The 24649-nt window shown below is 56.5% G+C and carries 30 protein-coding genes and 1 pseudogene; 5 read left to right on the top strand and 26 right to left on the bottom strand.

Going from position 1 to position 24649, the window contains the following annotated elements; all coding sequences use genetic code 11:
• Window positions 1-48: 48 nt before the first annotated feature.
• The 5 genes from pnpS to CIC07_RS08545 form a co-directional block, all read right to left on the bottom strand.
• Window positions 49-1836, bottom strand: coding sequence for a two-component system histidine kinase PnpS (gene pnpS, locus CIC07_RS08565; RefSeq protein ID WP_076358291.1), 1788 nt, complete (start codon window positions 1834-1836; stop codon window positions 49-51).
• A 596-nt stretch (window positions 1837-2432) separates the two neighbouring features.
• Window positions 2433-4067 carry a glycoside hydrolase family 3 protein gene (locus CIC07_RS08560; protein ID WP_083688394.1) on the bottom strand — a complete coding sequence of 545 codons (1635 nt, stop codon included), beginning with the start codon at window positions 4065-4067 and terminating at the stop codon, window positions 2433-2435.
• Between the two features lie 53 nt (window positions 4068-4120).
• On the bottom strand, window positions 4121-5731 hold the full coding sequence (locus tag CIC07_RS08555; RefSeq protein WP_076358292.1) for a response regulator transcription factor: 1611 nt from the start codon (window positions 5729-5731) through the stop codon (window positions 4121-4123).
• Window positions 5728-7524 carry a cache domain-containing sensor histidine kinase gene (locus CIC07_RS08550; RefSeq protein ID WP_076358293.1) on the bottom strand — a complete coding sequence of 599 codons (1797 nt, stop codon included), beginning with the start codon at window positions 7522-7524 and terminating at the stop codon, window positions 5728-5730. The genes CIC07_RS08555 and CIC07_RS08550 overlap by 4 nt, the downstream gene beginning before the upstream one ends.
• Before the next feature lie 60 nt (window positions 7525-7584).
• Window positions 7585-8925 carry an extracellular solute-binding protein gene (locus CIC07_RS08545; RefSeq protein ID WP_076358294.1) on the bottom strand — a complete coding sequence of 447 codons (1341 nt, stop codon included), beginning with the start codon at window positions 8923-8925 and terminating at the stop codon, window positions 7585-7587.
• A 193-nt stretch (window positions 8926-9118) separates the two neighbouring features.
• On the opposite strand from CIC07_RS08545, the gene CIC07_RS08540 reads away from it, so the two are divergent.
• The gene (locus tag CIC07_RS08540) at window positions 9119-9463 is read left to right on the top strand and encodes a PadR family transcriptional regulator (RefSeq protein ID WP_076358295.1); all 345 of its coding nucleotides are present in this window, start codon (window positions 9119-9121) and stop codon (window positions 9461-9463) included.
• Window positions 9463-10038, top strand: a complete 576-nt coding sequence (locus CIC07_RS08535; protein WP_076358296.1) for a DUF1700 domain-containing protein — start codon at window positions 9463-9465, stop codon at window positions 10036-10038. Before CIC07_RS08540 ends, CIC07_RS08535 begins: the two co-directional genes overlap by 1 nt.
• A gap of 74 nt (window positions 10039-10112) precedes the next feature.
• Here CIC07_RS08535 and CIC07_RS08530 read toward each other — a convergent pair whose 3' ends face one another.
• From CIC07_RS08530 to CIC07_RS08515, 4 genes are all read right to left on the bottom strand, one after another.
• Entirely contained in the window at window positions 10113-10286 is a 174-nt protein-coding gene (locus CIC07_RS08530) for a hypothetical protein (protein WP_157741882.1), read from the bottom strand.
• Between the two features lie 40 nt (window positions 10287-10326).
• Window positions 10327-13212 (bottom strand): DEAD/DEAH box helicase, encoded by a 2886-nt coding sequence (locus CIC07_RS08525; protein ID WP_234993012.1) that lies wholly within the window; start codon window positions 13210-13212, stop codon window positions 10327-10329.
• Entirely contained in the window at window positions 13209-14882 is a 1674-nt protein-coding gene (locus tag CIC07_RS08520) for an SWIM zinc finger family protein (RefSeq protein WP_076358297.1), read from the bottom strand. The genes CIC07_RS08525 and CIC07_RS08520 overlap by 4 nt, the downstream gene beginning before the upstream one ends.
• A 122-nt stretch (window positions 14883-15004) precedes the next feature.
• Window positions 15005-15685 carry a hypothetical protein gene (locus CIC07_RS08515; RefSeq protein ID WP_076358298.1) on the bottom strand — a complete coding sequence of 227 codons (681 nt, stop codon included), beginning with the start codon at window positions 15683-15685 and terminating at the stop codon, window positions 15005-15007.
• A 254-nt stretch (window positions 15686-15939) separates the two neighbouring features.
• On the opposite strand from CIC07_RS08515, the pseudogene CIC07_RS25375 reads away from it, so the two are divergent.
• A pseudogene (locus CIC07_RS25375) lies at window positions 15940-16023 on the top strand (helix-turn-helix domain-containing protein); the annotation flags it as partial.
• Between the two features lie 51 nt (window positions 16024-16074).
• On the opposite strand, the gene CIC07_RS08505 reads toward CIC07_RS25375, so the two are convergent.
• The 16 genes from CIC07_RS08505 to CIC07_RS08430 form a co-directional block, all read right to left on the bottom strand.
• Window positions 16075-16305, bottom strand: coding sequence for a hypothetical protein (locus tag CIC07_RS08505; RefSeq protein WP_094247997.1), 231 nt, complete (start codon window positions 16303-16305; stop codon window positions 16075-16077).
• A gap of 25 nt (window positions 16306-16330) precedes the next feature.
• On the bottom strand, window positions 16331-16819 hold the full coding sequence (locus tag CIC07_RS08500) for an ArpU family phage packaging/lysis transcriptional regulator (protein ID WP_206109143.1): 489 nt from the start codon (window positions 16817-16819) through the stop codon (window positions 16331-16333).
• A gap of 20 nt (window positions 16820-16839) precedes the next feature.
• Window positions 16840-17112, bottom strand: coding sequence for a zinc-finger domain-containing protein (locus CIC07_RS08495; protein ID WP_157741881.1), 273 nt, complete (start codon window positions 17110-17112; stop codon window positions 16840-16842).
• A complete protein-coding gene (locus CIC07_RS08490; RefSeq protein ID WP_094247995.1) occupies window positions 17102-17341 on the bottom strand; it encodes a hypothetical protein in 240 nt (79 codons plus the stop codon). Before CIC07_RS08490 ends, CIC07_RS08495 begins: the two co-directional genes overlap by 11 nt.
• 15 nt (window positions 17342-17356) lie before the next feature.
• The gene (locus CIC07_RS08485; RefSeq protein WP_094247994.1) at window positions 17357-17608 is read right to left on the bottom strand and encodes a hypothetical protein; all 252 of its coding nucleotides are present in this window, start codon (window positions 17606-17608) and stop codon (window positions 17357-17359) included.
• A complete protein-coding gene (locus tag CIC07_RS08480; protein ID WP_094247993.1) occupies window positions 17586-18032 on the bottom strand; it encodes a hypothetical protein in 447 nt (148 codons plus the stop codon). Before CIC07_RS08480 ends, CIC07_RS08485 begins: the two co-directional genes overlap by 23 nt.
• 12 nt (window positions 18033-18044) lie before the next feature.
• Window positions 18045-18398: a hypothetical protein gene (locus CIC07_RS08475; protein WP_094247992.1), complete on the bottom strand. Its 354-nt coding sequence runs from the start codon at window positions 18396-18398 to the stop codon at window positions 18045-18047.
• On the bottom strand, window positions 18388-19695 hold the full coding sequence (locus CIC07_RS08470) for a DnaB-like helicase C-terminal domain-containing protein (protein ID WP_094247991.1): 1308 nt from the start codon (window positions 19693-19695) through the stop codon (window positions 18388-18390). The genes CIC07_RS08475 and CIC07_RS08470 overlap by 11 nt, the downstream gene beginning before the upstream one ends.
• Window positions 19695-19964, bottom strand: a complete 270-nt coding sequence (locus tag CIC07_RS08465; RefSeq protein ID WP_094247990.1) for a replicative helicase loader/inhibitor — start codon at window positions 19962-19964, stop codon at window positions 19695-19697. Before CIC07_RS08465 ends, CIC07_RS08470 begins: the two co-directional genes overlap by 1 nt.
• Complete coding sequence (locus CIC07_RS08460; protein ID WP_094247989.1) at window positions 19954-20784, bottom strand: hypothetical protein; 831 nt, start codon at window positions 20782-20784, stop codon at window positions 19954-19956. The genes CIC07_RS08465 and CIC07_RS08460 overlap by 11 nt, the downstream gene beginning before the upstream one ends.
• 12 nt (window positions 20785-20796) lie before the next feature.
• Complete coding sequence (locus tag CIC07_RS08455) at window positions 20797-21192, bottom strand: hypothetical protein (RefSeq protein WP_094247988.1); 396 nt, start codon at window positions 21190-21192, stop codon at window positions 20797-20799.
• Window positions 21193-21205: 13 nt separating this feature from the next.
• Window positions 21206-21475 (bottom strand): hypothetical protein, encoded by a 270-nt coding sequence (locus CIC07_RS08450; protein ID WP_094247987.1) that lies wholly within the window; start codon window positions 21473-21475, stop codon window positions 21206-21208.
• Between the two features lie 144 nt (window positions 21476-21619).
• On the bottom strand, window positions 21620-22255 hold the full coding sequence (locus tag CIC07_RS08445) for a hypothetical protein (RefSeq protein ID WP_094247986.1): 636 nt from the start codon (window positions 22253-22255) through the stop codon (window positions 21620-21622).
• The gene (locus CIC07_RS08440) at window positions 22248-22433 is read right to left on the bottom strand and encodes a helix-turn-helix domain-containing protein (RefSeq protein ID WP_240923510.1); all 186 of its coding nucleotides are present in this window, start codon (window positions 22431-22433) and stop codon (window positions 22248-22250) included. The genes CIC07_RS08445 and CIC07_RS08440 overlap by 8 nt, the downstream gene beginning before the upstream one ends.
• A 59-nt stretch (window positions 22434-22492) precedes the next feature.
• Window positions 22493-22648, bottom strand: coding sequence for a hypothetical protein (locus CIC07_RS08435; RefSeq protein ID WP_157741880.1), 156 nt, complete (start codon window positions 22646-22648; stop codon window positions 22493-22495).
• Between the two features lie 77 nt (window positions 22649-22725).
• Window positions 22726-22947, bottom strand: a complete 222-nt coding sequence (locus tag CIC07_RS08430; RefSeq protein WP_094247984.1) for a helix-turn-helix domain-containing protein — start codon at window positions 22945-22947, stop codon at window positions 22726-22728.
• Between the two features lie 230 nt (window positions 22948-23177).
• On the opposite strand from CIC07_RS08430, the gene CIC07_RS08425 reads away from it, so the two are divergent.
• Both CIC07_RS08425 and CIC07_RS08420 read left to right on the top strand, forming a co-directional pair.
• Window positions 23178-23579: a helix-turn-helix domain-containing protein gene (locus CIC07_RS08425; protein ID WP_094247983.1), complete on the top strand. Its 402-nt coding sequence runs from the start codon at window positions 23178-23180 to the stop codon at window positions 23577-23579.
• Between the two features lie 196 nt (window positions 23580-23775).
• A complete protein-coding gene (locus CIC07_RS08420) occupies window positions 23776-24006 on the top strand; it encodes a helix-turn-helix transcriptional regulator (protein WP_094247982.1) in 231 nt (76 codons plus the stop codon).
• A 226-nt stretch (window positions 24007-24232) separates the two neighbouring features.
• Here CIC07_RS08420 and CIC07_RS08415 read toward each other — a convergent pair whose 3' ends face one another.
• Window positions 24233-24640, bottom strand: a complete 408-nt coding sequence (locus CIC07_RS08415) for a hypothetical protein (RefSeq protein WP_094247981.1) — start codon at window positions 24638-24640, stop codon at window positions 24233-24235.
• Between the last annotated feature and the right edge of the window lie 9 nt (window positions 24641-24649).

Genomic DNA, 24649 nt, shown 5'->3' with positions numbered 1-24649 from the left:
TACCATGCGGCGGCAAGGAAACGAAGGAAGCGGAGAAAGCTCGCTTCGTCAAGGCTGAATGACGGGCAGCTCGATCGTGAACGCCGTTCCGACGCCGACCGTGCTGTCGACCGTGATGCTGCCGTGATGCAGCTCGACCAGATGCTTGACGATCGACAGCCCGAGGCCGGTGCCGCCGCTGACCCGCGACCTTGCCTTGTCCACCCGATAAAACCGTTCGAATATTCTCGGCAGATCTTTGCGCGGAATCCCGATGCCGGTATCTACGATCCGGATCTGCACCATCTCCGAGCCGCCCTCGCTCTGCACGAGGCTTGTCCGCACGCTTACCTTGCCGCCTTCCGGCGTGTAGCTGATGCCGTTCTGCAGCAGGTTGGCCACGACCTGCCGCAGCCTGTCTTCATCCGCTTCCAGATAAATGCCCGGCGCATTGTCAAGCGTCATCGCAATCGATTTGCGCGCGGCTTCCGACTCCAGTATCGTCATGCTCCGCTCCATGAATGAAGCCAGATCGATCGGAGAAAATTGGAGAGGGACGCGGCGGGATTCGATTTTGGACAGCTCCAGAATGTCGCCGATCAGCCGGTTCAGCCGCTCGCTCTCGTCATAGATGATCTGCATGAATTGCTTGGACATGACGGGATCGTTGACGGCTCCGCCGAGAAGCGTCTCCGCGAAGCCTTTGATCGCCGTAATCGGCGTCTTGAGCTCATGCGACACATTGGCCACGAATTCGCTGCGCATCCGCTCCAGGCGGCGGATCGCCGAGACGTCATGAAGGACGAGCAGCAAGCCGCCGAAGGAATCGTCGCTCTGGTGGACAGGCACCAGATTCAGCTCCAGCAACCGCTCCTCCGGGAAATAGAACGTAATCTCCTCGTGGACGGCTTCCTGCTTCTCCAGTCCCTGCTGAATGATCTGGGACAGCTCGTACTGCTGCTTGGCCTCGCTGTAAGGCCGGCCCACCATCTCCCTATGCTCGAAGCCGAGCACCTCTTCCGCCCGGCGGTTCAGCAGCATCATGCGGCCGGCGGGATCGATCATGACAACGCCGCTCGTCATGTTGTCCAGCACGCTGTAGAGCTGCGTCTCGTTCTGCTGGATGCGGTTCATCTGCACCTGCAGGCCTTCAGCCATGGAGTTGATGGCCGCTCCCAGCTCGCCGATCTCATCCTTGTTGTGGACGTCGACGCGCACGCTGTAATCCATGGAGCGGATCCGCTTGGCTGCGTCGGTGATCTGCTCGAGGGGACTGGTCAGCCCCTTCGCGATCCGGTAGCTGACGACAGCGGCCACCAGGAAGAGCAGCAGCAGGCCGATGATGAGCACCGTCCAGAGGCGGTTGATGTTCCTTTCGACGGTTTCCAGGCTATACGAAAGCCGGATGATGTCCGAATGGGGACTGTCCTTGTCCACGGCCATGGCCACATACAGCATGTTCCGGCTGATCGTGTCGCTGTGGCGGATCGCGCGGCCGATCCCGCTCTGCTCCGCCTGCTTCACTTCCGTGCGGCCGAGATGGTTGTCCATCGTGGAGGGATCATGATCCGAATCCCCGAGGACGATGCCGTCCTTGCGGATGAAGGTGACCCTCGCTCCCGTCAAATCTTTCAGTTCCTTGGCTTTCGCCTGGAAATACGATTCCGCCTCGGCCTGGGATGCAAACTGCCAAGCCGTATTGGAATTGATGATTCTCATCTCCCGGACCATGCTGTCCTCTAGCGCCGAGATATGGTTGGATTTATAGGTTTTGCCCATCATGAGCCCGGCTGCCGTCACCGACAGGCCGATCATGAGGATAATGATAAGCGTCAACCGCATGCGAAAACGTTTCAAGCCGGCACCTCTCCCATGTCTCTTTCTGAACCCTTTCCTATCGTACCCTCCTTGTCCCAGCGGCGCTATGGGGGTATTGTAAACTTTATGTAAAACTTTCATGCACGGGTAGCTGGCAGTCGGAGGTTCATGCTGCTCAGTCGGAAGTTCGTTTCGATCGCTGCTGAATCCGGATTTCTTGGATGCCATTTCCTCCTGGGAGGAAATCCGGCTTCAAAGGCGAACGCTGACGCTTCTGCACGATTCTTCCGGCTGCTCCGCGCGACAGGGGTTAAAAGACAAACCGAGAACCCTTCGAACGGCCAAACCCTATTCGACTGCCAAACCCTCTGCGACAGTCAAATCCTCTGCGACAGCCTAATCCTCCATACTTATTCGAATTGCCTATATTTTCAACGCCTGCGGAGTTCAGCCGCCTCCATCCTATCCTCCGCCCGTTCCTATCGGTCAAATGCGCGCAACCAAATAGAGCGGACGCAAAAGCGCCGCTCCATGATGGCAAAGCATTTTTAATTTCGAGTAATTGAAGTACTAGCAGAGCTGAGTCCGAACGGATCTGTCAGCCGAACAGCTCACAGAACGTCTCTCCGAAGACATCAAAGACCGAAGCCGAACGGATATTCGGACGAAAGCTCCATCGGAAGCCGTCCGGAAGGCTTGAGCTCTCCGGCAAGAGCTTTGGCGGCGGACTGAAGGGCAAGCGGCCGGCATTCATATACGGCCAGGTAGGCCTGGACATCCGGGAACAGGTTGATGTCCAGAGGGTTGCGGACCGAGACGGCGACCGTCTTCTCGGGAGCAAGACTCATCAGCCGCTCGGCCGTCGTCCTCTCCAGCGGATGCTTCATCGCGTCGTAGCTGACGAAGACGATGCGGTCGAAATGCTCCAGTCCCGCAAGCGGATCGCTGCCGCTCATCCGGCGCTCCTCCACGTTCGGCAGCCGCTTCTGCAGCTGCGAGCCGAGCGTCCCGTCGCCGGCGAGCATCTCGTCGGCGACCGACACGGCGACGATCTCCGGCCACAGGACGAGCGTGCGCCCTTCGGCCGGCAGAGGCAGCAGGCCGCCTTCATTTTTGACGAGCGTTACGGAAGCCTCGCTCCAGCGCTCAGCGGCATCGCGATGATCCTGGGTGAAGATGGTGCGGGAAGCTTCGTCCCATGGCAGCAGCGGCTCGCCCTTGGCCAGCTTGTCCTTGAGCGCCAGTATCCGCCCCAGCGATTCGTCGATGCGGGCTTCGTCGAGCTGTCCGTTCTCGACGGCAGCAGCGACGGCTTCAAGCGCGGCGAGCTGCTTCTCCGGCGTATGGCTGACGAGCAGGAGGTCGGCTCCGGCTTCGATGGCTTTGACGGAGCCTTGGCCCGGACCGTAGAAGCGGTCGATCGCGTCCATCTCGAGGCAGTCGGTCACGATGACGCCTTCGTAGCCGAGATCGCCGCGCAGCAGCCCCGTCAGCACCGGCTTCGACAAGGTGGACGGAACGCCGCTCGGATCGAGCGACGGCAAGCAGATGTGAGCGGTCATGATGAGGTCCGTGCCGGCTTCGATAGCGGCCTTGAACGGAGGCAGCTCTACGGCGTCGAGGCGCGCGCGGTCATGCGGGACGACGGGCAGATCGTGGTGGGAGTCGACGCTCGTGTCGCCATGCCCGGGGAAATGCTTGACCGTAGCGGACACGCCCGCCGCCTGGTAGCCGCGGACGGCTGCCGCTCCCAGCCTGGACACCAGCTCCGGCCGGTCTCCGAAGGAGCGCACATTGATGACCGGATTGTCCGGATTGTTGTTGACGTCGAGGCAAGGCGCCAGGTTGAGGTTGATGCCCAGCCTGCGCAGCTCTTCGCCGGAGATCCGGGCCGTCTCGTACGCCGCTTGCTCCGAGCCTGTCGCGCCGAGCGCCATATTGCCGGGCATGAGGGTGACGCCGTCCACGATGCGGGCGACCATGCCGCCTTCCTGGTCGATGCTGACGAGCAGCGGCGGACGCCCCGCCTCGGCGGCGGCTGCGCCGAGCTGACCGGACAGCTCATGAACCTGGCGGGCGTCCTGGACGTTGCGGGAGAAATAGATGACGCCTCCGACACCGTAATCCCGGATGACGTCCAGGATGTCATCCGATGGCCGCTTGCCATGGAAGCCGAAGATGAACAGCTGCGCGATCTTTTCCTTGAGCGGCCAGCCCTCGTAAGGCTTGCCCGCGCTATCGGCGATAGTGGATGGTTGATTGATGGACATAGAGAAACCCCTGCCTTCCAAAATGTAGGTTGAGTCAAATGCGGCCCGGAGCCTTACGCGGGAGGCTGGCTCAGCCTGGCCCGGAAATCCGTCGGGTTCTCGCCGGTGTACTTCATGAATACTTTGGTGAAATACCTTCGTTCGGAATAACCGACTTCCTTGGAGATCAGAGCGACGCTCTTCGACGTATCGGCGAGCAGCGACTTGGCCTTCTCCATCCGCTGCCGCGTGACGTATTCGATGAACGTCTCGCCGTAGGTCTGCTTGAAGAGCAGGCTGAAATAAGAAGTGCTCAGTCCGACGCGGGTAGCCGCTTCTTCGACGCTGATGTCCCGGAAGAGGTTGCGGTCCAGATAAGCCCGCGCTTCCGCGATCGTCCGCTCCGAATGTTTCTTCTTGTCGCTCGATCCCGCCAGCCCGGCGTCGGCCGTCTGGCGGATGACGCCCATGAGGTCCTTGGCGCTGATCCTCCGGTCCAGCTTGCGCCACAACGCGTCTTCCTGCTCCTTGCCGAGCAGCTGCATGTCCTTCATCTCCCTCATGAGGTGGAGAGCGAAGTAGTGCAGCACGGGCTTGGCTCTGCCCAGCTCGGGCGTGCTGAGAGTCTGCAGATGGGCGGACAGCTGCCGGATGACCTCATGCACCTCGCTGGACGAGCCGCCCTTCATCGCCTCCAGGATCCGTTCGGAGTTCGCCCACAACTCCTCGTGGGAGGTGTCGCTCTCCACGCTGTCGTCGGTGAAGAAGCGGATGCGCTCCGCCTCGGGATCCAGCTGCATGGAGCGGTGGACGCGCTTGTAGGCGGACGACAGCCCCTTGAGCGGGACCGGCTCATGCCAGATGCCGGCATGGAGATTGAGCTTCACATGCCGGCTGACTTCTCCGAGCAGCTGCTCGGTCCGCTCCGCCATGACATTGAGGTCAAGCCGCGAGAGGCCCGTCTCCAGCAGCAGGCACCATTCCCCGTCCCGCATCTGGATGACGGCATTGCGGATTCCGCTGCGGCGAAGCGCTTCCCGGACGACATTGCTCACGGCGAAGTTCCAGAGCTTGCGCTCCTTGTCGTTCCACTCCCTCCAGTCCTTCGCCTCCTCGGAGCCGGCGTCCAGATCGAATACGATCAGGATGTAGCTGCGTCCTGCCGGCTCGAGCTCATCCTCGGCCATGAGCCAATGGTTGTGGGCCACGTCCGTATAATCCTTCAGCACGTCGAACAGCACTTTCTCATTGGCCAAATCCATGACGGCATCCAGCCTCTGCCGCTCGCTCTGCAGCTGCTTCATGCGGGTGCGCCGCTGGTTCATGACCCGAGCGATGACTCCGGTCAATTCGTCGTAAGGAATCGGCTTCAGGATATAATCCTGGACTCCGTACTGGATGGCGGTACGGGTATAGCTGAAGTCCTGGTAGCCGGACAGCATGATGATGTCCAGATCCATGCCCGCTTCGCGGATCGTCCTCACAAGCGTCATTCCATCCATCACGGGCATGCGGATGTCGCACAAGAGCAGATCCGTGTCGCCGTCCTGGAGAAGCTCCAGCGCCTCGCGCCCGTTTTTTGCCGTTGCCGCCACCTGGAGTCCGAGCATTTCCCAGGGAATGACCTTCTCCAGGTTGCGTGTGATATGCGGTTCGTCGTCGACGATCATGACCTTTCCCGTCATGCCTGTTCCCCCCTATTGCGCGGAATGGTGCACCGGATCGTCGTTCCTTGTCCGGGGCTGCTGCATATCATCATGCCATAGCCGGGTCCGTAATGGATCCGGAGCCGGTCCGCGACGTTGCGCAGGCCGAGGCCGCCCCTCTCCCCATCCTCCATCGGACTCCATTTCTCCTCTTTCCTGCCCTCCGCGATCCGGCCCATCGCCTCCCCGTCCATGCCGATGCCGTTGTCGGCCACTTCAAGGACGATGCTGCCGGAAACGATGCTCACGGACACCCGGATCATGCCTGCGTGCTCCAGTCCGTCGAAGCCGTGCTGGATGCTGTTCTCGACGAGCGGCTGCAGCGTCAGCTTGAGAATCCGGTATTCCAGCGCCTCCTCGTCGACATCCAGCTCGTAGTGGAACAGATCCTCGAAGCGGTACTTTTGGATTTCCAGATAACTTCGGACATGCTCCAGCTCCTCATGCACCGTGATCTCTTCCTTATGGTGCATGCTCGTCCTCAGCAGCCGGCTGAGGCGATGGACCATGAGCATGATCTTGGCGCCCTCGTTCTGCGCAGCCAGCGCATTGATGGACTCCAGCGTATTGAACAGGAAATGGGGCTTGATCTGCGCTTGCATGAGCATCATTTCGGCACGCTGCTTGCGTACCTGCTCCTCCCTCACCTCGGTCAGCAAGCCTCCCAGCCTCTCGGTCATGCTGTTGAAGCTGCTCCCGAGCAGCACCGTCTCGTCCTTGCCCTGCACCGGAACCCGGATATCCAGCAATCCCTGCTCGACCAGACGCATCTTGCGGACGACGCGGATGATCGACTTGGCCACCCGGTTGACGAAGAAGACGTTGAACAGAATCGCCGACAGCAGGCACAGGCCGGTGATCAGGCTGATCCATTTGACGAAGTTGACGTTCTCGCTCATCAGGGAATTCCAGGGCTTGGCCGATACGAGCATCCAGTCGTTGATGCCGAGCCAATAAGAGGAGGTCAGGCTGTCGACTCCCTGGAACTTGGCCCGCTCGCTCGCGTAAGGCTGCTCCGCGCTGGAGGGCAGATAGCTCTTCCCGTCCAGCACTTGCCCGGCAAGCTTCGTCTCGCTGTCGAGCAGCACGAGGCCGCGCTGGTTGACGATGTAATACCTTGAGCCGTCCGAGAGGCTGCCCCGGAAGTTCGTCAGAATGTCGTCCACGCCGGACGACTTGAACTGGGTGACCATGATGCCCAGATTGTCCAGGCTGTCCCTGTCCTTCACGACGCGCATCTGGGTGAACAGCGAGTATTCCTTGCCGGTCAGCTCCTCCTGTTCATAAGGCCCGATCCAGAGCGGCTTGGCGTTGAGGCGCTCCGCCTTGGCATAGGACGGATGGGATTTGAGCCGCTCGTATGTGACGGGCTTGAACGTCGTGGGATCGTTGCGGGTGGAGCGGAACAAGGCGCCGTTGTTCGCATACAGGATGATGTAGCTCATCGCCGGATTCTGGAACAGCAGCTCGCCCATTTCCTTTTCCGCCTGGCCTTTGGCGATCAGGGAGCTGGCGCCGCCGTTCGGATCGGCGTTGAGCTTGAGCGTTTCCTGCACGACGGAGCTCGTCAGGCTCGCATCGGTGAGACGGTTCATCTCATCGAAAAAATTGCGGATGTTGCTGCCGACCGCATGCATCGTCATCTCGGTCTGCTCGTTGTACTTTTTCTCCAGGAGATGCTCGTAATAGAGGAAGGATACGACCCCTGAAGATGCGACGGGCACTACGATCAGAAGGATGAAGGCCAGCAGCAGCTTCGGTCTTAGATTCACAGCCTGTCGAACCCCTCTCTTGTCAGCTCACGTCCATGATCGGTCGGGAAGGCCGCATCTTCATTTCTCGTCGCGCAGGACGCTGTCCTGCACAGCCTGGATTTCCGCCGCCACGGCTTCGGGGGAGCGGATCTGCCCGATCAGCTCCTGCAGCCCGATGCCGACCTTCGTGTTGATCTTGTACGGCATGTAGTAGTCGAACGCCCGGAATGTGGACGGCGCATTGCCCACGACTTGAAGAACTTCGGATATCAGCGGATCCACGCCGGAAAAATCGCTGAGCTTCATGGAAGGAAGCGTCTTGTCCTCCAGCAGGATCCGCTTCTGGTTGGCTTCGTTGAAGTAGCTGCGGATGAAGCTGGTCACCATGGCGATCTGATCCCGGGACAGGGTGGACGAAAATCCGAAGCCGTTGGAGTATCCGGTGTTGAGGGCGTGCAAGTCTCCCGCTCCTCCCGGAATCGACGGAAAAGAGAAGTAGCCGAGATCGTTCTTGTACGGGCCTGCGTTGTCGCCGGTCAGAGCCGCCAGATCCCAGGTGCCGGTGAACAGCATGGCCGCTTTGCCGTAGAGCAGATCCTTGGCCTGCTGCTTGTCGGACTGGCTCAGCGCGTCGGCGGGAAAATAGCCTGCCTTGACGATCTCGGAATAGGCGCGGAAGCTCGCCACCATGTCCGGATCGGTCCATTTGTCCGTTCCGGCCGCGATCCGTGCCAGCTTGTCCGTGCCGGCGTACCGGTCCATGATCGTGTTCCACATCATGCCGGCGATCCAGGGATCCTTGGCGGACAGCGCGAACGGCGTATAACCGCCCTTTTTGATTTTGTCCGCAGCCCGCATGAGCTCGTCCCAGGTGGTCGGAATGTCCAGCCCGAGCTCCTTGAAGATGCTTTTGTTGTAATACAGCGCTTCGCTGTAGCCGCCGAAAGGAAGGCCGTACACCTTGCCGTCGACCGTGAACTCCTCCAGGCTCTGGAATTGGTTCTCGATGCCCAGCTCGCGGATGATCGGAGTCAGGTCCAGCAGACGACCGGCCTTCACGTACAGCCTGACGTCAGAACCGCCGAAGATTTCAAATATATCGGGAGTGGTCCCGGTAGCCATCTCGGCCTTGAGCTTCTGGTCCCGGTTGATGATTTCGTCGATGCCTTCAAGCTGGAATTTCAAGCCCGGATTCTGTCTCTCCGTCTCGCTCACGACATCCTGAAGGATTCTCAGCCTGGCCTTGGCGGACTCCTTGATCTGGGTATGCCTCAGGGTCAGCGTCACCGGCTCGGAGGGGCTGCTCTGGGGAACGGAAGGATCGGCAACCGGCTTGTTTTCGCCCGATTCATTGAAGCAGCCTGCCGTAGGAACCAGCAAGACGGCCGCCAGCGCCGCGCAGGCAAAGCGTTTGATCATGGAATGACCTCCCGGATCTCTATGACTCTATTATAGACGGAAGGCCTGCCTCGTTGCAGGATGAAAAATAAACTGTCAAGGGATACAATTCTACTTCTTTCCGTCTGCAGCAAGCCGGATTTCATTTCCTTTCCCTCGCTACCTTGCGCTGCACAGTACCTTGTAGTAACATGTTCCTTGAGGAGTGGTCGGCATGGAAATATCGGAATGGAATTCCCAGGTCCGGAGGGGGATTCTCGAGTTTTGCATCTTGCTTTTGATCAGCGGCAGTCCCCGTTACGGCTATGAGCTCGTTACGCTCCTGAACAAATGGGAGCCGCTCGCCGTCACCGAGGGAACGCTCTACCCTCTCTTGCGGCGGATGCTGAAGGAGAACTATCTGGAGTCCTTCTGGCAGGAGTCGGAATCCGGACCGCCCCGCAAATACTACAGCCTGACCGATGACGGCCGCAGGCTCATGCATGACATGTCAGCCGAATGGGGAAAATTCGCGGCCGCCATTCATCAAATCCAACTATACCGAGGAGATGAAGCTTGATGAGTCCGCAAGGCAGAGCTTATCTGGAACGATTCCATCACCTGCTGAACGGCATTCCCGACGAAGAAAAGCTTGACGCCGTAAGGGAAATCGAAAGCCACATCGCCGAGGGAATCGCACATGGCCGGCAGGAGTCCGAGGTGCTGGCCCGGCTCGGCGATCCCCGCAAGCTCGCCAGGGCTTACCGCAGCGAATATATCATCGGACGCAGCTCGAGCCCGTCTTTGCGGAACATGCTCGTCATGGCCAGGTTTTACTGCACGACAGGCCTGCTCAGCATCATGGTCATTCCCGTGCTTGCGACGGTCGCATACGGCTTCGCCTTCTGCGCGGCTCTCGCTTTATTGGCGGGAATCATCCGCTCGTTCGGCCAGACGTGGATTTCCATGACTGTCTATCCCGGAGTGGAAGTACCGACCGAATGGAGCATGGCCTACGCAGTCGTCCTGGCGGGAATCACCGGATCCATCGCTTATGTCAGCCGGAAGTACTTGCGCAAGTACATGCTTTTCCTTTCGGCAAGCTACAGGAAGATTTTGCCGGAAACCGCCCCTCATTCCCATTATGGAGCTTGAACGGCCTGCTCCCTTTGAACATCGAGACGCACAAAAAAAAGCCCGCCGGGAGGCGGGCTTTTCCTTTGCTGTCGTCATTTCCTCATGCCCTGCACAGAGCTGCGGACCGCTTCGTAAAAAGCGGCCCAGGCTTGCTCGTGGCCGGCTTCCTCGGCCTCCGGCCGCGCTTGCCCGGCCGCAGCTTCCTCTGCGGACAACGGAAGGACGGCCTCTGTCTCCGGAAGTCCGGAACGGCTCGAATCTTTCATTCCATCGCACCCTTCTTAATGGCGTCGACTTCCCTGCAGCTCAGCCCTGGAGCCATTGGCGGCGAAGCGTGAACAGCTCCCTCAGCTCGTCGGTCGACAGCTCCGTGATCCACTGCTCCGACTGGCCGACCACCTGGTCGTTCAGCGACTGCTTGCGCTCGATCATCTCATGGATCCGCTCTTCCAGCGTCCCGAGGGCGACGAACTTGTGGACCTGCACCTGCCGGGTCTGCCCGATGCGGAAAGCGCGGTCCGTCGCCTGGTTCTCGACAGCCGGATTCCACCAGCGGTCATAGTGGAACACATGGTTCGCCGCCGTCAGATTCAGCCCGGTTCCGCCCGCCTTCAGCGAAAGCACGAACGCTCCATGCGGCAGATCCGGATTTTGGAAGTCGGCGATCATGTCATCGCGCTTGGCCTTCGGCACCCCGCCATGCAAATAAGGAACCGGGAGGCCGAGCCTTTCCTTGAGCAGCCTCTGCAAGGCCGCTCCCATATCGACGAACTGCGTGAAGATAAGCGCCCGTTCCCCTTCTGCGGCCGCCTCCTCGCACATCTCCAGCAGCCTCATCGTCTTGGCCGAGCGTTCCGGATTCCAGGCGGCCGAATCGCTTTCCGCCTCGCGCAGGAGCAGCGCGGGATGATCGCATACCTGCTTCAGCTTGGTGATGGAGGCAAGGATGAGGCCGCGCCGCTGCATCGGACCGAGCGTATCGAGCTTCTCCAGCAGGTCGGAGACGATGGATTCGTACATCGCTCCCTGCTCCGCCGTGAGCGTGACGTAGACCTGGCCCTCGTTCTTCTCGGGCAGCGACAGCTGGATGGCGGGATCCTTCTTGACCCGCCGCAGCATGAACGGCTTCACCCAGCGCTGCAGGGCGGATATCGTCCGCTCGTCCCGCTCCTTCTCGATCGGCAGGATGACGTTGCGCCGGAATTCCGGCAGCGTGCCGAGATATCCCGGATTCGTAAAATCGTAGATCGACCAGAGCTCGCTCAGCCGGTTCTCCATCGGAGTGCCGGTAAGAGCGATCCGATGCTCCGCCGTCAGATTCCGGATGGCCGACGATTGCTTCGTGTACACATTCTTGATGTTCTGGGCTTCGTCCAGGCAGAGGCTTTCCCACTGCAGTCCCGACAGCTCTTCCTCATCGAGCGGAGCCAGCGCGTAGGAGGTGATGACCAGATCCGCGCCTTCCGCGAATGCCGCGAACGCTTCCCGGCCTCTGGCGCGCTTGGGACCGTAATGCAGCCTTACGTCCAGCGACGGGGCGAACCGCTGCAGCTCCTTCTCCCAGTTGCCGATGACCGATGTCGGGCAGATCAGCAGCGACGGAGCCGGCCGGCGGCCTTCGAGCTCCCGGATCGAGAGCAGATAGACCGTATACTGGATCGTTTTGCCCAGACCCATGTCATCGGCCAAAGTAGCCCCCAAGCCGAAGCGCCGCAGGAAGGCAAGCCAGGACACGCCCTGCAGCTGGTAGGGCCGCAGCTCGCCAAGGAATGTGGCGGGGACGCCGACGAGCGGCAGCTCGCTCGTATCCTGCAGCTGTCCGATGAGGCGGTGCAGATGCTCGTTCAGCTCCACTTCGGCGACCAGATCGTCCTCGCCGCCCTCTTCCTCTTCCGAGAGGACGATGCCTCCCTGCAGATGCATCTGCATGACGTCGCGGAAGCTCAGTCCTTTGCGTCCTCCGGCCTTCTTCATCCATTTCCGGATCTTCGATACATCCTCCGGATCCAGATGCACCCACTCGTCTCCGATCCGGAACAGGCGCTTGTTCTCGGCGGCCAGGCTCATGAACTGCTCCTCGGTCAGATCCAGCCCGCCGAGCGCGAGCTTCCAGTCGAACTGGACGATCTGGGACAGCCCGAACATCGGCTGGTCGGCGGATCCGGCAGCGGACTTCAGCTTCGCCTTCACCCGGATCCGGCGCTTGCGGACCGTTTCCCACCACCCCGGAAGCAGGACGGAAGAGCCGGCGTCAAGCAGGCGCAAGCTGGCGTTCTCCAGGAAATCCCACGCCTCGTCATCCTGAAGCGAATGCTTGACGACGACGCCGGCATCGGAGCTCCATTCCGGCAGGGCGAGCAGCCACTTGCCCTCTTCTCTCGCCAGCCGATCGTGAAGGAGATCGAGCCATTCCTCGGGAATGCGAAGCTCCGACCCGCTGACCGGACGCCAGCCGCCCGGCTCCTCTCCGCGCTCCAGCGGTATCCAGGGGCCGCTTCCCTCGCGGTCGCGGATGGCGGCCCGCAGCCGCCATTCGCCGCCCTGCTCCGGCTCCGCCAGCTGCAAGGCGACGCGGAACGGAAACGTATCCTTGCGCAGCCCGATTCCGATATACCAGTCTTCTTCGGATGGCGACTTGCGCTCCAGCACCTGGCCGGTCGCCCTCTCCAGCTCATGCCAGGCGTCGCGGACGGCGCGGCTGCCCTCAATGAGCTCTTCCACCGCCGCGCTCAGCCATTCATGGACGACCGCCTCCTGATGGGGCTCGACGGCGCCTATGGCCGGCTCCCAGCCCTCCCGCAGCCGCCAGCTTCTGCGCTCCTCCGACCAGCCCTGCCAATCCGGCTCGAACGCCCCGTCCAGCAGCGCTTGGCGAATCAGTCCGGCATAACGGGCAAGCCTTGCCAGCTCGTCGTCATACTCGATCGCCAGCAAGCGCACAGGCTGCGGCATGGCCAGATAATCGCTCGCGAGCAGCGGCGCGATGAGCAAGGACCTGCCCGCGCCGGTGCCGGGATCCGCATCCAATTGCTCCACTTCGGCTCCATACCAGGAAGGGGCATGCCAGGCAAAAAGCAGATCGCGCAGCCTTGCGTCGAACTCGCCGGGCTCCGAAGCATGCAGCTGGATGCCGCTGCCGGTCCAGCGGCCGCTCAGCCTGATCGGCTTGGCCGTAGATAGTCCTCTCATCATTTCAGCAGGCTTCCTTTCCTCAGTTCCTCCTGGAGCGCCCGCATCCGCTGGTATTTCAGCGCGATGCGGGACATATAGCGGGTCCAGGCTTCCGTATTCCGTTCGGCCTGGTACAGCTTCTCAAGCTTTTTGAGCTGCTTCACAGCCATCCGGTAGCTCTGGCGGTTGCGGATGCCGATCCAGCTCTCCACAGACTGGTGGTAGAGCGGAATCAGCATCGCAGGCGCAAGCTTGGCGACGGATCGGACATCCGCCGGATCGAGCTCGTCTGGCCTCAAGCCCATCGCGAGCTGAAGATCCGCCCATTGTTCGAAATCGCCCTTATCCAGAAGCTGGTCGGACAGCGCCATATAGGAGAAGGGCAGCTTTTGCACCAAGTATTCCATCCAGATCGGGTTGTCGCTTTGCTCCATGTCCGCGCTCCTGCACAAAAGCAGAAACGGCTGAATCGCCGAGCCGCCCCGTTTGCCGTCCGTCGTCTTGGACAGATAGTCCATCCAGATGGCGAGTCCGCTCCAATCCTTGCTCTCCAGCCGCTTCCTCGCCGTATCGAGCGCCAATCCGGCCGCCTGATCGGATGGACCCTGCAGCAGCAGATCGACGGCTTGCCGGTCATGGCCGCGGAACGCTTCCAGATGCGCCAGGGCAATGATGGGAAAATAGACCCTGGAATCTCCGTCCGCTCCGCCTCTATCGTCCTGGGGGCGGCGGACGTCGTTCATCCCCGGCTCCGGCAGGAGCTCGTCGGATGCGGTCTGCCTCGCCTTCCGCAGGATGGAGCGGAGCTGATCCGACTCCCTCTCCATCCAGTCTCCCCTTGCATGTAGCTTCTCCGCCAAGGCATAGTAGAGCCGGTCCCAGCGGAACAGCTTGCCGGCCGTATCGGCTCCCCGCTCGCGGAGAAGACCGGTCAGGAAGTCGAGCCACTCCAGCTGCCTGCCCTTCATCTGGACCGGCTCCAGCTCTCCGGCCAGCGCATGGAAATGGTCCACCCACGGCTCCGCCATCCGGGTGAAGCTCATCTCCTGGTAATAACGGCTGAATGCATCCGCAAGCCGCAAGGCGCGCTCCGCCTGGTCGAGGACGAACAGGATCGAAGCCATCCAATGAAGCCTCTGCAGCGGCTTCGGCCAGTCCCGGGCTGAGCCTTTGAGCGCCGACAGCACCGGCTGCAGCGGATGAAGAGTATGCTTGCAGCCATGCCAGGTCTCTCCATACGATCTGTCCATCCATTCCAGCCACTCCTCCGGACTGGCTTCCTCCCCGGGAGAAGAGGTCTGGCCGGACGGACGGCTGGCGCTCGCAGGTTCCGCATTCGAGCCGATGCGGCTGATCGTCACCGGTCCGCCGCCGGTGAGCCGCTCGAGCGCCCGCTCCGCGTCGCCGCCGTTCTCCTGCAAGCCTTTGAAGTATACGGCTGCCATATGCTTGCACCATCCGCTGACCGGACAATCGCAGCTGCAATCGTCATGCCTGGTTCCCAGCATCACCATGTAATCATGGCTGCCGCTGACAACGGCAGCCAGCTTCGAGCCGACCATTCGAACCGCGGCGACCTTGCCCCTGCTGGAATAGTCCCAGCCTCGACGGATGGCATCCGGCCGCATATATTTGGAGATCATTGCCTCCATGTCCATGAAGAAGGGATTCACCCTGCTGTCCGTGCCCATTCCCTTCCCCCTCCGCTTCTGTTCGGCATTCTTATCATTATACCAAAAAAAGAACAAAAAAAGAGCAAGGACGGCTCATACACATGCCGCAATGCTCTTCTTTTTCTTTTTGGAGCTTCAGCTCAGCCGGCGTTTTTGCGCAGGAAGCACAGAAGCGCCCAGCGCCTTTCCTGGCGCTTTTTGTATCGCGGCAGCATCCGGTACAGGCGAAGCCCTTCCTCGTAGGCCTCCTTCGCCTGCTCCGGACGGCCGAGCCCGCTCTGCAGCCGGCCCATCCTGTAGTAGCCTTCGCAGGAAGAGGATTGGATGCGGCTGAACGCCTCCAGCTCCCGCAGCGCCTTCTCCTTGTCCGCAGGGGCAAAGTATGCCGCCAGACGCAGATGCGGCTGCCCGTACTTCACTCTCGGGTTCAGCTCCAGCGCCTTGCGGATGCAGGCTTCACCCTCTTGCGGCTGTCCCGTATGCAGCAGGCTCGTGCCGTAATCGTCCCAGAACTCGGCCGACTCCTCCATGACGAGCGTTTCCTTGAGCGGCTCCAGCGTCCGGCGCGCTTCTCCGTACTTGCGGCGGTCCAGGAGCAGCTTGGCGAGCTCCAGGCGGGAGCCGCTGTTGCTCGGATTGGCGTCGATCTCCCTGCGGAGCGCGGCTCTCCGGCTGCGGGCGCGGATCGGCCTCAGCAGGCTCGGCGTCAGGCCGATGAACCGGCGATCCAAAAGATAAAGGACGACGAGCAAGACGATCAGGGCAAGGAAGGGATTGCCCAGAAGAGTCCACAACAAGCCGAACAGCAGGAAAATTTTCATGGATAAGGCAGCCCCGTTTCTCCCAAAGAATGCAATGGTCCATCCGCCAACATCATAGCATATGCCGCCGGTTTGGAAAATCGGGGGAAAGGCGAAAAGCGCGGCCCGTCTCCTCCATCCGGAATGTATTCCGGCCGATGCGCCCATTTCCGCAATTAGCCGCACCCTGCAGGGCGGTTGTTCATAAGATAAGTTGACTGTATCCCTTAACCTTGTTGTATCCCACAAAAACCCGAGCAAGGAGGGGTGGCATTTTGAAAGGCACCGATCACAAAAACAAATTTCTGCTGACTCACCGGGAACGCGAAGTATTCGAACTACTGGTCCAGGACAAATCAAAAGGGTACAGATAACATCAAACGAAATGACAAAAAAAAGGAAGCCTCTGGTTATCCCTGGGCATCCTTTTTTTTGTTTCGTTCAATTGCACTTCTAATTGCCACCTGCGCCAATGATTCCAAGAACGACTTTTTGTCTTGATCGGTTGATTTTTTATCAGGACGAATGATTCCGATTTTCCCGTGTTTTCCTTGGATGAAGAGGGATACCCGCTTTTCTTTACCATCATCCTTTCCCGTAAAAGAATAAATACTTTCCATGTCTTCCTTCGGCATTTCCAAACGCGATCCCTCCTCTTCCACCACTCTATTCCAAACAGTTTGTTCGAGATTCCTGACAATCCTTTTCCTTTTCCACTGCTATATCTAAAGCCAAGGCCAACTGGTAAAATGCCCGCCAGCGAATTCGTGAGTAGGTCATCTCGCTAATCGGTGGATTAAATTTGAATTTGTAGACTTGGTAATCAAGTACGTAATCCTCGTTCATGTATTTTTCCTCAATCAACAGTCGTTGCTTTGGATGCAGGCGTTTTACCGTTCTTTCTACACGCTCGCAGAATGCTCTTCTTTGAGCCGGTAAGTCCACGTTATGAATGGCGATGCTGGCCGTTTGATCCGTCGTCGTGCCGGTGTAGCTTCGCGGCATGTCGGAGTATCCGGCCGTCGTGCTTGCCTCACGTTCCTCGAACGTAATGAACTTAAAGATGCGATATTTCTCTAAGGCGGCCTCGACGGCAGCCTGGGTTTTCTTACGATCCAACTCAGGTAATTCAAAACCCAGCTGCTTCGACTTCATCTAGAAAACACCCCTTTTTTCTAATCCCCTGCCAGGGAGGTCAACGACTTCGCGAGATCGTCGGCTTCTTCTGGTTCATCCCATTGAACTTGCTTTCTCTCCCTGCAGCCAAGCATCTCTCCGAGCTGCTGCAGTTTTATTCCATGGGTACATTCGGACTTGCAATATCTATCCATACGGCTGAGATTTCCCTTGGAGGATTTGGCTAGGTCTTTCTTAACGGAACAATTGATGCATTGCCCATCTAAGATGGCGCTGATCCGCTCCAGGACTTCCACTCGTTCAACCACCATCAACCTCCCCTCCCGCCAATACCCGCCGAGCATATTTCGCCGTTTCCGGATCTGTTGTCGACTTTTCAACGTTCTTCAATACGCGGAGCAAGGCGGCAACCTGACCTTCAAGCTTTTTGATGGTACGCCGCTGGTCAATCATATTCTTGAACGGCTCACTGGCTCGTGTGACCGCATCGTCCCGCTCCTGCTCAAGGCGCCTTATCTTTTGGCCTGCCGTCTCTTTCATGACCGTTACGCTCCCTCAATAGAATTTCATGGTCGTCTGTTGCGGCCGACTTTCCCGCTCCAAACGTTGACGTTGAGTTTCTTCCCGCTCCAGCTCCTCTTTTCCCCAAAAGGATAGGCGGATGTAGTGCCGATATTCCTCAACCAGCTTGTCGTATTTTGAATGAGCTGCCGGCAACTTTGGATCGCCAGGCGCCAGCGATTCAATAAACTCGGCGCCTGTGACGATCCTGGCGTGCAGCTCGCTATAGTACCTCTCGTCCTGCATCGATCGATCCATCTTTCAGGAATTCCATTGGCCAGCGCCTGCGGGACTCATGGTACTCGCGCACGCCTTCTGCGATGCCTCCGGAATCCGCTCCGGGGATGATTTTGGAAATCAGCCGGACCTTTTCCATATAAGTCGCACCGTTCAAGTCGACTCGGTCGATTTCGGCCAATTCGTACAAGGCCTTGCAGAGTTCATATACATGCCAGACGATTTCATCATTGCATAGCCGGATGGCCTGCTGGCGACGCCACACGTTCGCGATAGCCTCGCTGTGAAGGATCTCTTTCCTCTCCGCATCAGTAGCCTTCCGCAGCCTATCGAGACGCTCGATAACGCCGCCCCGACCTCGCTCCTTGCACATGCTTGCCACAGTTCCCGCGAGTAGCTCCGCTTGACTTTTTCCGCTGAAAAGCTTCAACATGAAATTTCCTCCTCAAGCCCACTCTTGGGCACGGTAGTCATCAAGAAGCTTAGTCAGCATCTCGACGCTTTTCTCCAGCGATTCCCGCTCCGATTGCAGCAACTCTGCTTTCCGCAAAAGTTCAGCCATCAAGTTCTTGTGCCAGAAATGATACTGGTAATCCTGCTCGGACTCGATGTCTCTGACCGGCATCGTCTTTTTGAAAAGCAGGTAATCGAAATCCTTGTCCGGCAGCCGATCTATGATTTCGTCCAGGTGATCGATGAGGTAGTCCTCATAGACCGGTGACGCGGCGCCGCCCTTTACCGCAAGACGGCACATCCGGATCGTAATCGCCTTGTACTCCTCTCGGATGTCATCTTTCATCCTTGATTTCCGTGATGTACATCCGATCCTTATTGAAGCTGCACCAGATCGTGCCGCCTTTCTCGCCGCGGCGCACTTTCTTGTTCACGATCTTGTGAGTCGCGCCAGCCGGGCATGTGTTGACCTCTTCTTTGCCGATCGGTCTAAACAAGAACATGCCGTCGGCTTCGTTTTCCATTTGCTTGGCGCCCTGCAGTTTACCATCTTCGTTCAGTTGAGCGATCAGAATGACGCATGCATTGATCTCCTGCGCAAGACGCTTGCTGTTTTTGGCAATGTCCCGCATGACTTGCCACTCCTGCTTGCCGCGAGAACTATCTAATTCCATGCGGCCTACATAGTCGATGACCAGGAGATCCAGCTTTCCGTAGCGTGTCTTGAACTGACGGGCAAGGCCGCGGCTCCGCTCCGGAGTGAGGATCGGCAGACTGGAGATAAAAACCTTGGATTGAGCAAAGGCATCAAACTCCCGAAGCACATGATCCTTGTCTGCTCCCTGGAGCGATCCTGTATAGATGCCAGTGAACGATTTCCCGGTCTTTTGAGAGATAAAACGGAAAACCATCTCATCGGGATTCATCTCTGTATTTTGGTAATAGGTCTGGAAGTCTTGGTGAATTGAGGCGTGTCGCACGATATTCTGCGCGAGAGCGGTTTTCCCATCTCCGGTTTCAGCAGCTATGATAATCAGGTCTCCACCTTTGAGGCCTTTCAACGCTTCGTCAAGACTGGGGAAACCATCGATTCCGGGTGCGCCGTTTCGTGCAGTCGGACGGGAGAGTTTAATGCCGTGGACTTTTACTGGAGAATTCTGCCGTCGCACGAACTCTGCTTTGGCCCTGGTGCTGGCTTGCTGCGGGGTGATGATTTGATCTGCGGTTTCAAGTGTACCGGCTTGCAAAATCCGTTCTTCAACCAGCTCGCGAATTTCCGCAATTGGCTTGTCCGATTTGCACAGGTTGGCGATGTCGACGGCCGCCTTGTAATAGTTCCTCCGGGCATGCTGATCATTCAGCACCCCAATCCAGTGAGCGAAACTGTTTTCGGTCACTGGAGCCGTCTTGACTTGAGTTAGTATCTCAGCCGCTTCGCTACCGGCATCCCTCAATTCCTTGTAGATCATGGCCCATGTAGGAGGCGCCTTTTCCGCAAAGGCTGCGGTCTTCTCGAATGCCGCTCTCAGGATAGGTGCTTGGAAATGATCAGGGGTTAGCTGACTCAGCCCGTCATAGAGCATATTCTCCGATTGAAGCATGCCTGCAAGGACACAGACTTGAGTCTCGATATCTGCGGCCATCACTCACCCACCCCCATCATGTCATCAGGAGGGTCCAGCGGGACCAGCTTGTCCGGGTCAAAGTCGTTTCGATAAAGCTCCAGGAGGTCCGCCGGCATAGGAGCGAATCGGCTCTGACTGAAATACTGGTACATATACCGCTCGGCATCCTCGTATGACATGACTCCGAGAATCCTTTTCCAACTCGCGGCCGCCCCAGCCGTCGGCTGGTAGTTCGGGACAAAGTTACTGATGATAACCAGCAGCCTCCCTGCCTCTTCAAGTAGCATCGCCGTCTTCCTCCTTCAAGGAACTCAAAAAGTCGTCTTCGTTGAACGCCTGCCGCCGTCCAGTCTTCTGCGGTCCCAACCGCAGGCGCTCCAATTTCGCCCGTGCTTCATCCTCTGTCGCGTTCCGTATGATGCCGAAAGTATACTCTTCCTGGGCGCTCGCCTTCTGAGGCAAGCTCATGTGAGTGCGGATGCCGTACTCGACGATTGTCGGGGAGAAACGATCAAAGTAAGCGAGCACCTTTTTAACAACGCTGTCCGCAATCCGCTTTGACTTTCGCATCTCGGCGATGAATTGGAGATATTCGTCTATTAGTTTTAAGAGATCCGATTCATAACGCTTCCGGAAGGCTTCAATTTCCGGATAAAGGGGATTCTTTTCATTCTCACCCTTCTTACCATTCTTGTTTGTGCTCACTTGTTGCTCATTTGATGCTCCGTTGTTGCTCACTTGTTGCTCGTTTTCTTGCTCACGAGATTGATAAAACTCCCAGTTTGTTATGGAAACAGTGGAGTATTTGTTGCTCGTTCTGATGCTCAGAAAACCGTGTTTCTCCAAACTTTGCAGCCACCTCCACACGGTATAGTCGCCAAGTGCTCTATCCGCTTTCGGAAGGCCTTTATTGTACATGTCACGGAGGTCAAAACGGCCAGTAATGAACTGTCCAGGCTCCAGTGGAATGATCTGTTTTCCGATGGCTTGGTCATGAGGTTTATGTGTCGCTTCAAGGAGGCAAATGGTCCAGAGACGATAGAGCTGCAGGTCGTTGAAGACCGGATTGTCTCTGATTTTCCTGTGAAGCTTAATCCATCCGGCCACGATCCCACCCTCTTATTCGTTGTTCATTTCCTTGAGAAACCGGTAGCCAGCCAGAAAGCCGGCGACATAGCCGCAATCGTGAAGGGTATAGGCGTAACACTTTGATGAGGTATAAAAATCATTTAGCTGAGATGATATGGCTTCTGGAAACGAATCCGAAAGCTTGGCAAATTCAGCTTCGAGCTTTTCTTCCTCCTGAACTTCCTCCGCATAAAGCGGATTGTCCATTTGATGTACAAAGCGTAGGTTTGTGGTTGCCACCTCAGCTAAGACCTTTTCCATGCCCGCTTCGTACATCTGCATCTCCATGTAAGCACCTGGGCTCGGTTGCGCCTTTACCTTCTTGGATTTACATACCTGATCTATGCCGACATATCCAATCATTCCTCTGAGCGTGCCGTTTCCCATTGAAAGTTCCTCCTCAAAATTTAAAAATTGTGCACCCGGCTTGAATTCCATCAAGATATCCGAGTTTGAAGAATCGTTGAGTACGTTCGGCTTCCTGGCGGGCGATGAGATCGGACACCTTCTCGTAAGCAACTGATTGCTCCGGGGTGAGGCACTCCGCAAAAGCAGCCTCTGCTTCGCCGACCAAGTTACCCGCCAGAGTGGAGCCTTCTTTCTCAAGCAGCTCCCAGTAACGCTCAGCCAATTCATCCGAAAGCTTGGCCACCGTATTTTCCATGGACATTCAAATCTATCCCTTCTTGTCGCCAGCGGGGCGCTCGTAGTATAATGGCGCTAATAATTTTTTTATCGCGTTTTGCTTTTTTCCCAACCTGTTGGGAAAGTTTCTTTCGGCCAGACCTTGCGGCTCCTACCCCGCGAGGTCTTTTTAGTTTTTAGGAGGCACGAGGGCGAAAACTTCTTCTGCGCACTGAATGTAGCGAGAGCTGCTGTAGATCCTGTTTATCCATTCATCGCGTTCAATCAGGCTCATTCGCCTCAATTCTTGCTTGATTGCAGCTGCAGTTTTTCCATACCGGCGAGTCTGGAGAAGACGAAAGAAGTTATTCATGAACTCCGTAGCAACAGGATTCTTTTCTTCAACCATTAATCGATAGCTCAAAGAGATAAGGCCACGAGCTGAAATGAGTTTTCCGCCCTTACCGTCATCCTGGAAATCTTCGTCGAAACGTTGGACCGCTTGCTGCTTCCGATCGTCCTCTTTCTTCAATCGCCGAAGGGTCAGGTGCCCTTTCATTTGGGCTTCACTCGAAATGAAACGAACGTCCCGGCTGTAGTCCGAGTCCAAACCTTCGGCTTCGAGGGCCTCCATAAAGACCTTGATATAACTAGCCGCTTCCTCCACCGGAACCGCTTTGTCGTAAACGAAGAACTTCTTCCCATCATGAATGCACACTGCATAAAGGCTGATCGGATTCAATTCGTCTACTGGGAACATTATGACTTTCCCTCCAAGCTGTTCCCGATAGCTAACAGCCCTTTTTTCAATTTCGGCTTTATTCATCTCGAAAACCTCCATTTCCAGGTACGCTTGTCCGTCCTAATAAATAGTCACACGAAACGCCCAGGGTGTCTGCGAAGCTAGAAATCAAAGTCAAGCTCGGTTCCCGGAAGCCTCTTTCGTAATGGCTTAAAGCTGCTCTTGTGATTCCGAGCTTGTCCGAAAATTGGTACTGATTCATTCCTCTGCGACGTCTTTCGCCTACCAGCCGTTTTCCAAACTCCAGGCCAACGACGGAACTCATTTCAAATCTTCTTGAAAAGCAATATCTAATTCGAGTTCCGCTATCTCCTTGTCAAGCCAGCATTCCGCCGCTTCCACGAGAGCGCCGCTTTGACGGAAAGCATGCAATTTGTTCAAGTACCAGATCGCCTCGACGTTCGTTTTCTCAGGCATTTACTTTCACCCCCTCCGAATTCTTCAATGCAGCTACCGCAGACCGGCTTTGCCAAAAACACTCTCGGAGCTCACCTTTAAATTTTCATTTTCTGATTTGGGTCCTCTTGTTCGTACTCAAATCGAATTTGTATATCCAAGACTTCGCAAATTTTATTGATGGAGTCTTCGTTCCACCGTCTTTCCCCACTCATCAAGTCGTGAATGTGCTGAGCGCTATACCCGGCTCTTCTAGCAATTTCGGCCGGCTTAATATTTTTTACAGCAGCAGCTTTTCTCACTACGTCCGAGAAGCTCATGATTTGTATCACCTCCCATGCATAAAATATAAACAAATAGCTTACAATAGACAAAGGGAGAAAATAAGCAAATAGCTGGTAAAATCCGCATAATCATGATAAAATAAACTATATGCTTTCACATTCTCTGTTTTGCTATATATATCAACCATTTGCTTATTGTTTAGGTCACACATAGGTGGTAATATCGTCGTATAAGCTATTTGCTGATTGAAAAAGAGGAGGCGCCAATGATGGCTGCACATAGGATTAAGGAACTGCGAGCGACTTATAAAGATTTGAACGGCAAAAAGCTGAGCGGGTACTTCATCGCTCAGCGCCTTGGAATTACGCCACAGTATTTTTATGACATTGAAAAAGGTGAACGCAATTTGAGCGCGGAAAAAGCATCTAAACTTGCCGATATTTTTGGTGTAACAGTTGATTATCTGATAGGAAAAGACGATATAAAAGTTGAAATTCAAAAAGACTCCTCTCCGGCTGGAGAAGAGTCTTCAGAAAATGATGATATTGATTTGCCTATTGAAGATTTAATAAAGAAAAATCTGTCCTATGCAGGACGCCGCCTTTCCGAAGAACAAAAAGAGCGATTTGCTAAGTTTGTTCAGGCAGGTGCTGATCTTCTGAAATGAGATTCTTCAGGAAATCAACATACGGTTGAGGATCAACCCCAGCCCTCTTGAGCTCTGCTATGTACCGTTCAAGTGCAATGTCCGTTTTCTGTACGGCGGGGTCCGTTTCCTTCACGGCGGGGTCACCTCTCAAGAGTTGTTTTGAGTATAACACCATTTTCTAATAAGAACAAGTGTTCCTAGAAAAGGAGATATTATGGCTTCCTCCCTTCGTTTGGGGGAGAGCCGGTTGCCTTCGTTGTTGCGTAAAGCCGACATGACTCAGGCAGAATTTGCACGCCGTTTAGGCGTGTCACGCCAGTACATCACGAAGATCATCAAGAGAGAGCGAACATTCACCCTTGAACAAGGGATTCATGCTGGCTTTATCCTAGACTGCGACACCAATGACCTTTATGTCATTGATTTTACCAACCGGCGAGAGTAGGATTTCTACTCCTCCCCGGACGGAGTGTCACCCAATAGTGTTACAAATGCCATAGAGGATGTCTGCGTTTCGTTCAACTCATCGGCATCTTTACAATAGAATTATCCAACATTTGGGACAAAGAGTAAATCTATACTCGTCCCGCTGAATTTTCTTAAAATGCCTTCAAGTTTCGACAGACATCGACCTATCAAATATGTTAATGACGAGATAAGGGCAGCTCACATTAGTGAGCTGCCCTTATCTTTGGATTTGGATTGAACTTAAAATCAATCGCGTTTTCGCCCATGAAGTTGTGGAGGAGTTTGAAGCCTCGATCCGACATGGAGCATTCCTTGCTGTGGTCGTCCCCGAAAAACGCCTTGGCATACTTCTGGTCCATCAAGGTGACATGCCCAGGATTGACTCTCAAGTTGCGATCGACATCAAAAAGTCCAGTAAAGCCTGTTGACTCAATCATGTTCATCCAAAACTTGAGAGCCCCAGGAAGAAATCCGTCTTGGACAGTATTGTAAACCCAAATCCCGTCCTTTGTCCGGTCGTAGTAGACGAATTGGATCAAAGGCAAATCTACATTAAACATCATTGTAGGATCAGGCTTATCGGCTATGGATAGGGTGGAATCACAAATCATAGCGGCGGC

This window comes from Paenibacillus sp. RUD330, from assembly GCF_002243345.2.
In the GTDB taxonomy this organism is placed as follows: domain Bacteria; phylum Bacillota; class Bacilli; order Paenibacillales; family Paenibacillaceae; genus Paenibacillus_O.
This window is presented reverse-complemented; position numbering and strand designations above follow the sequence as displayed.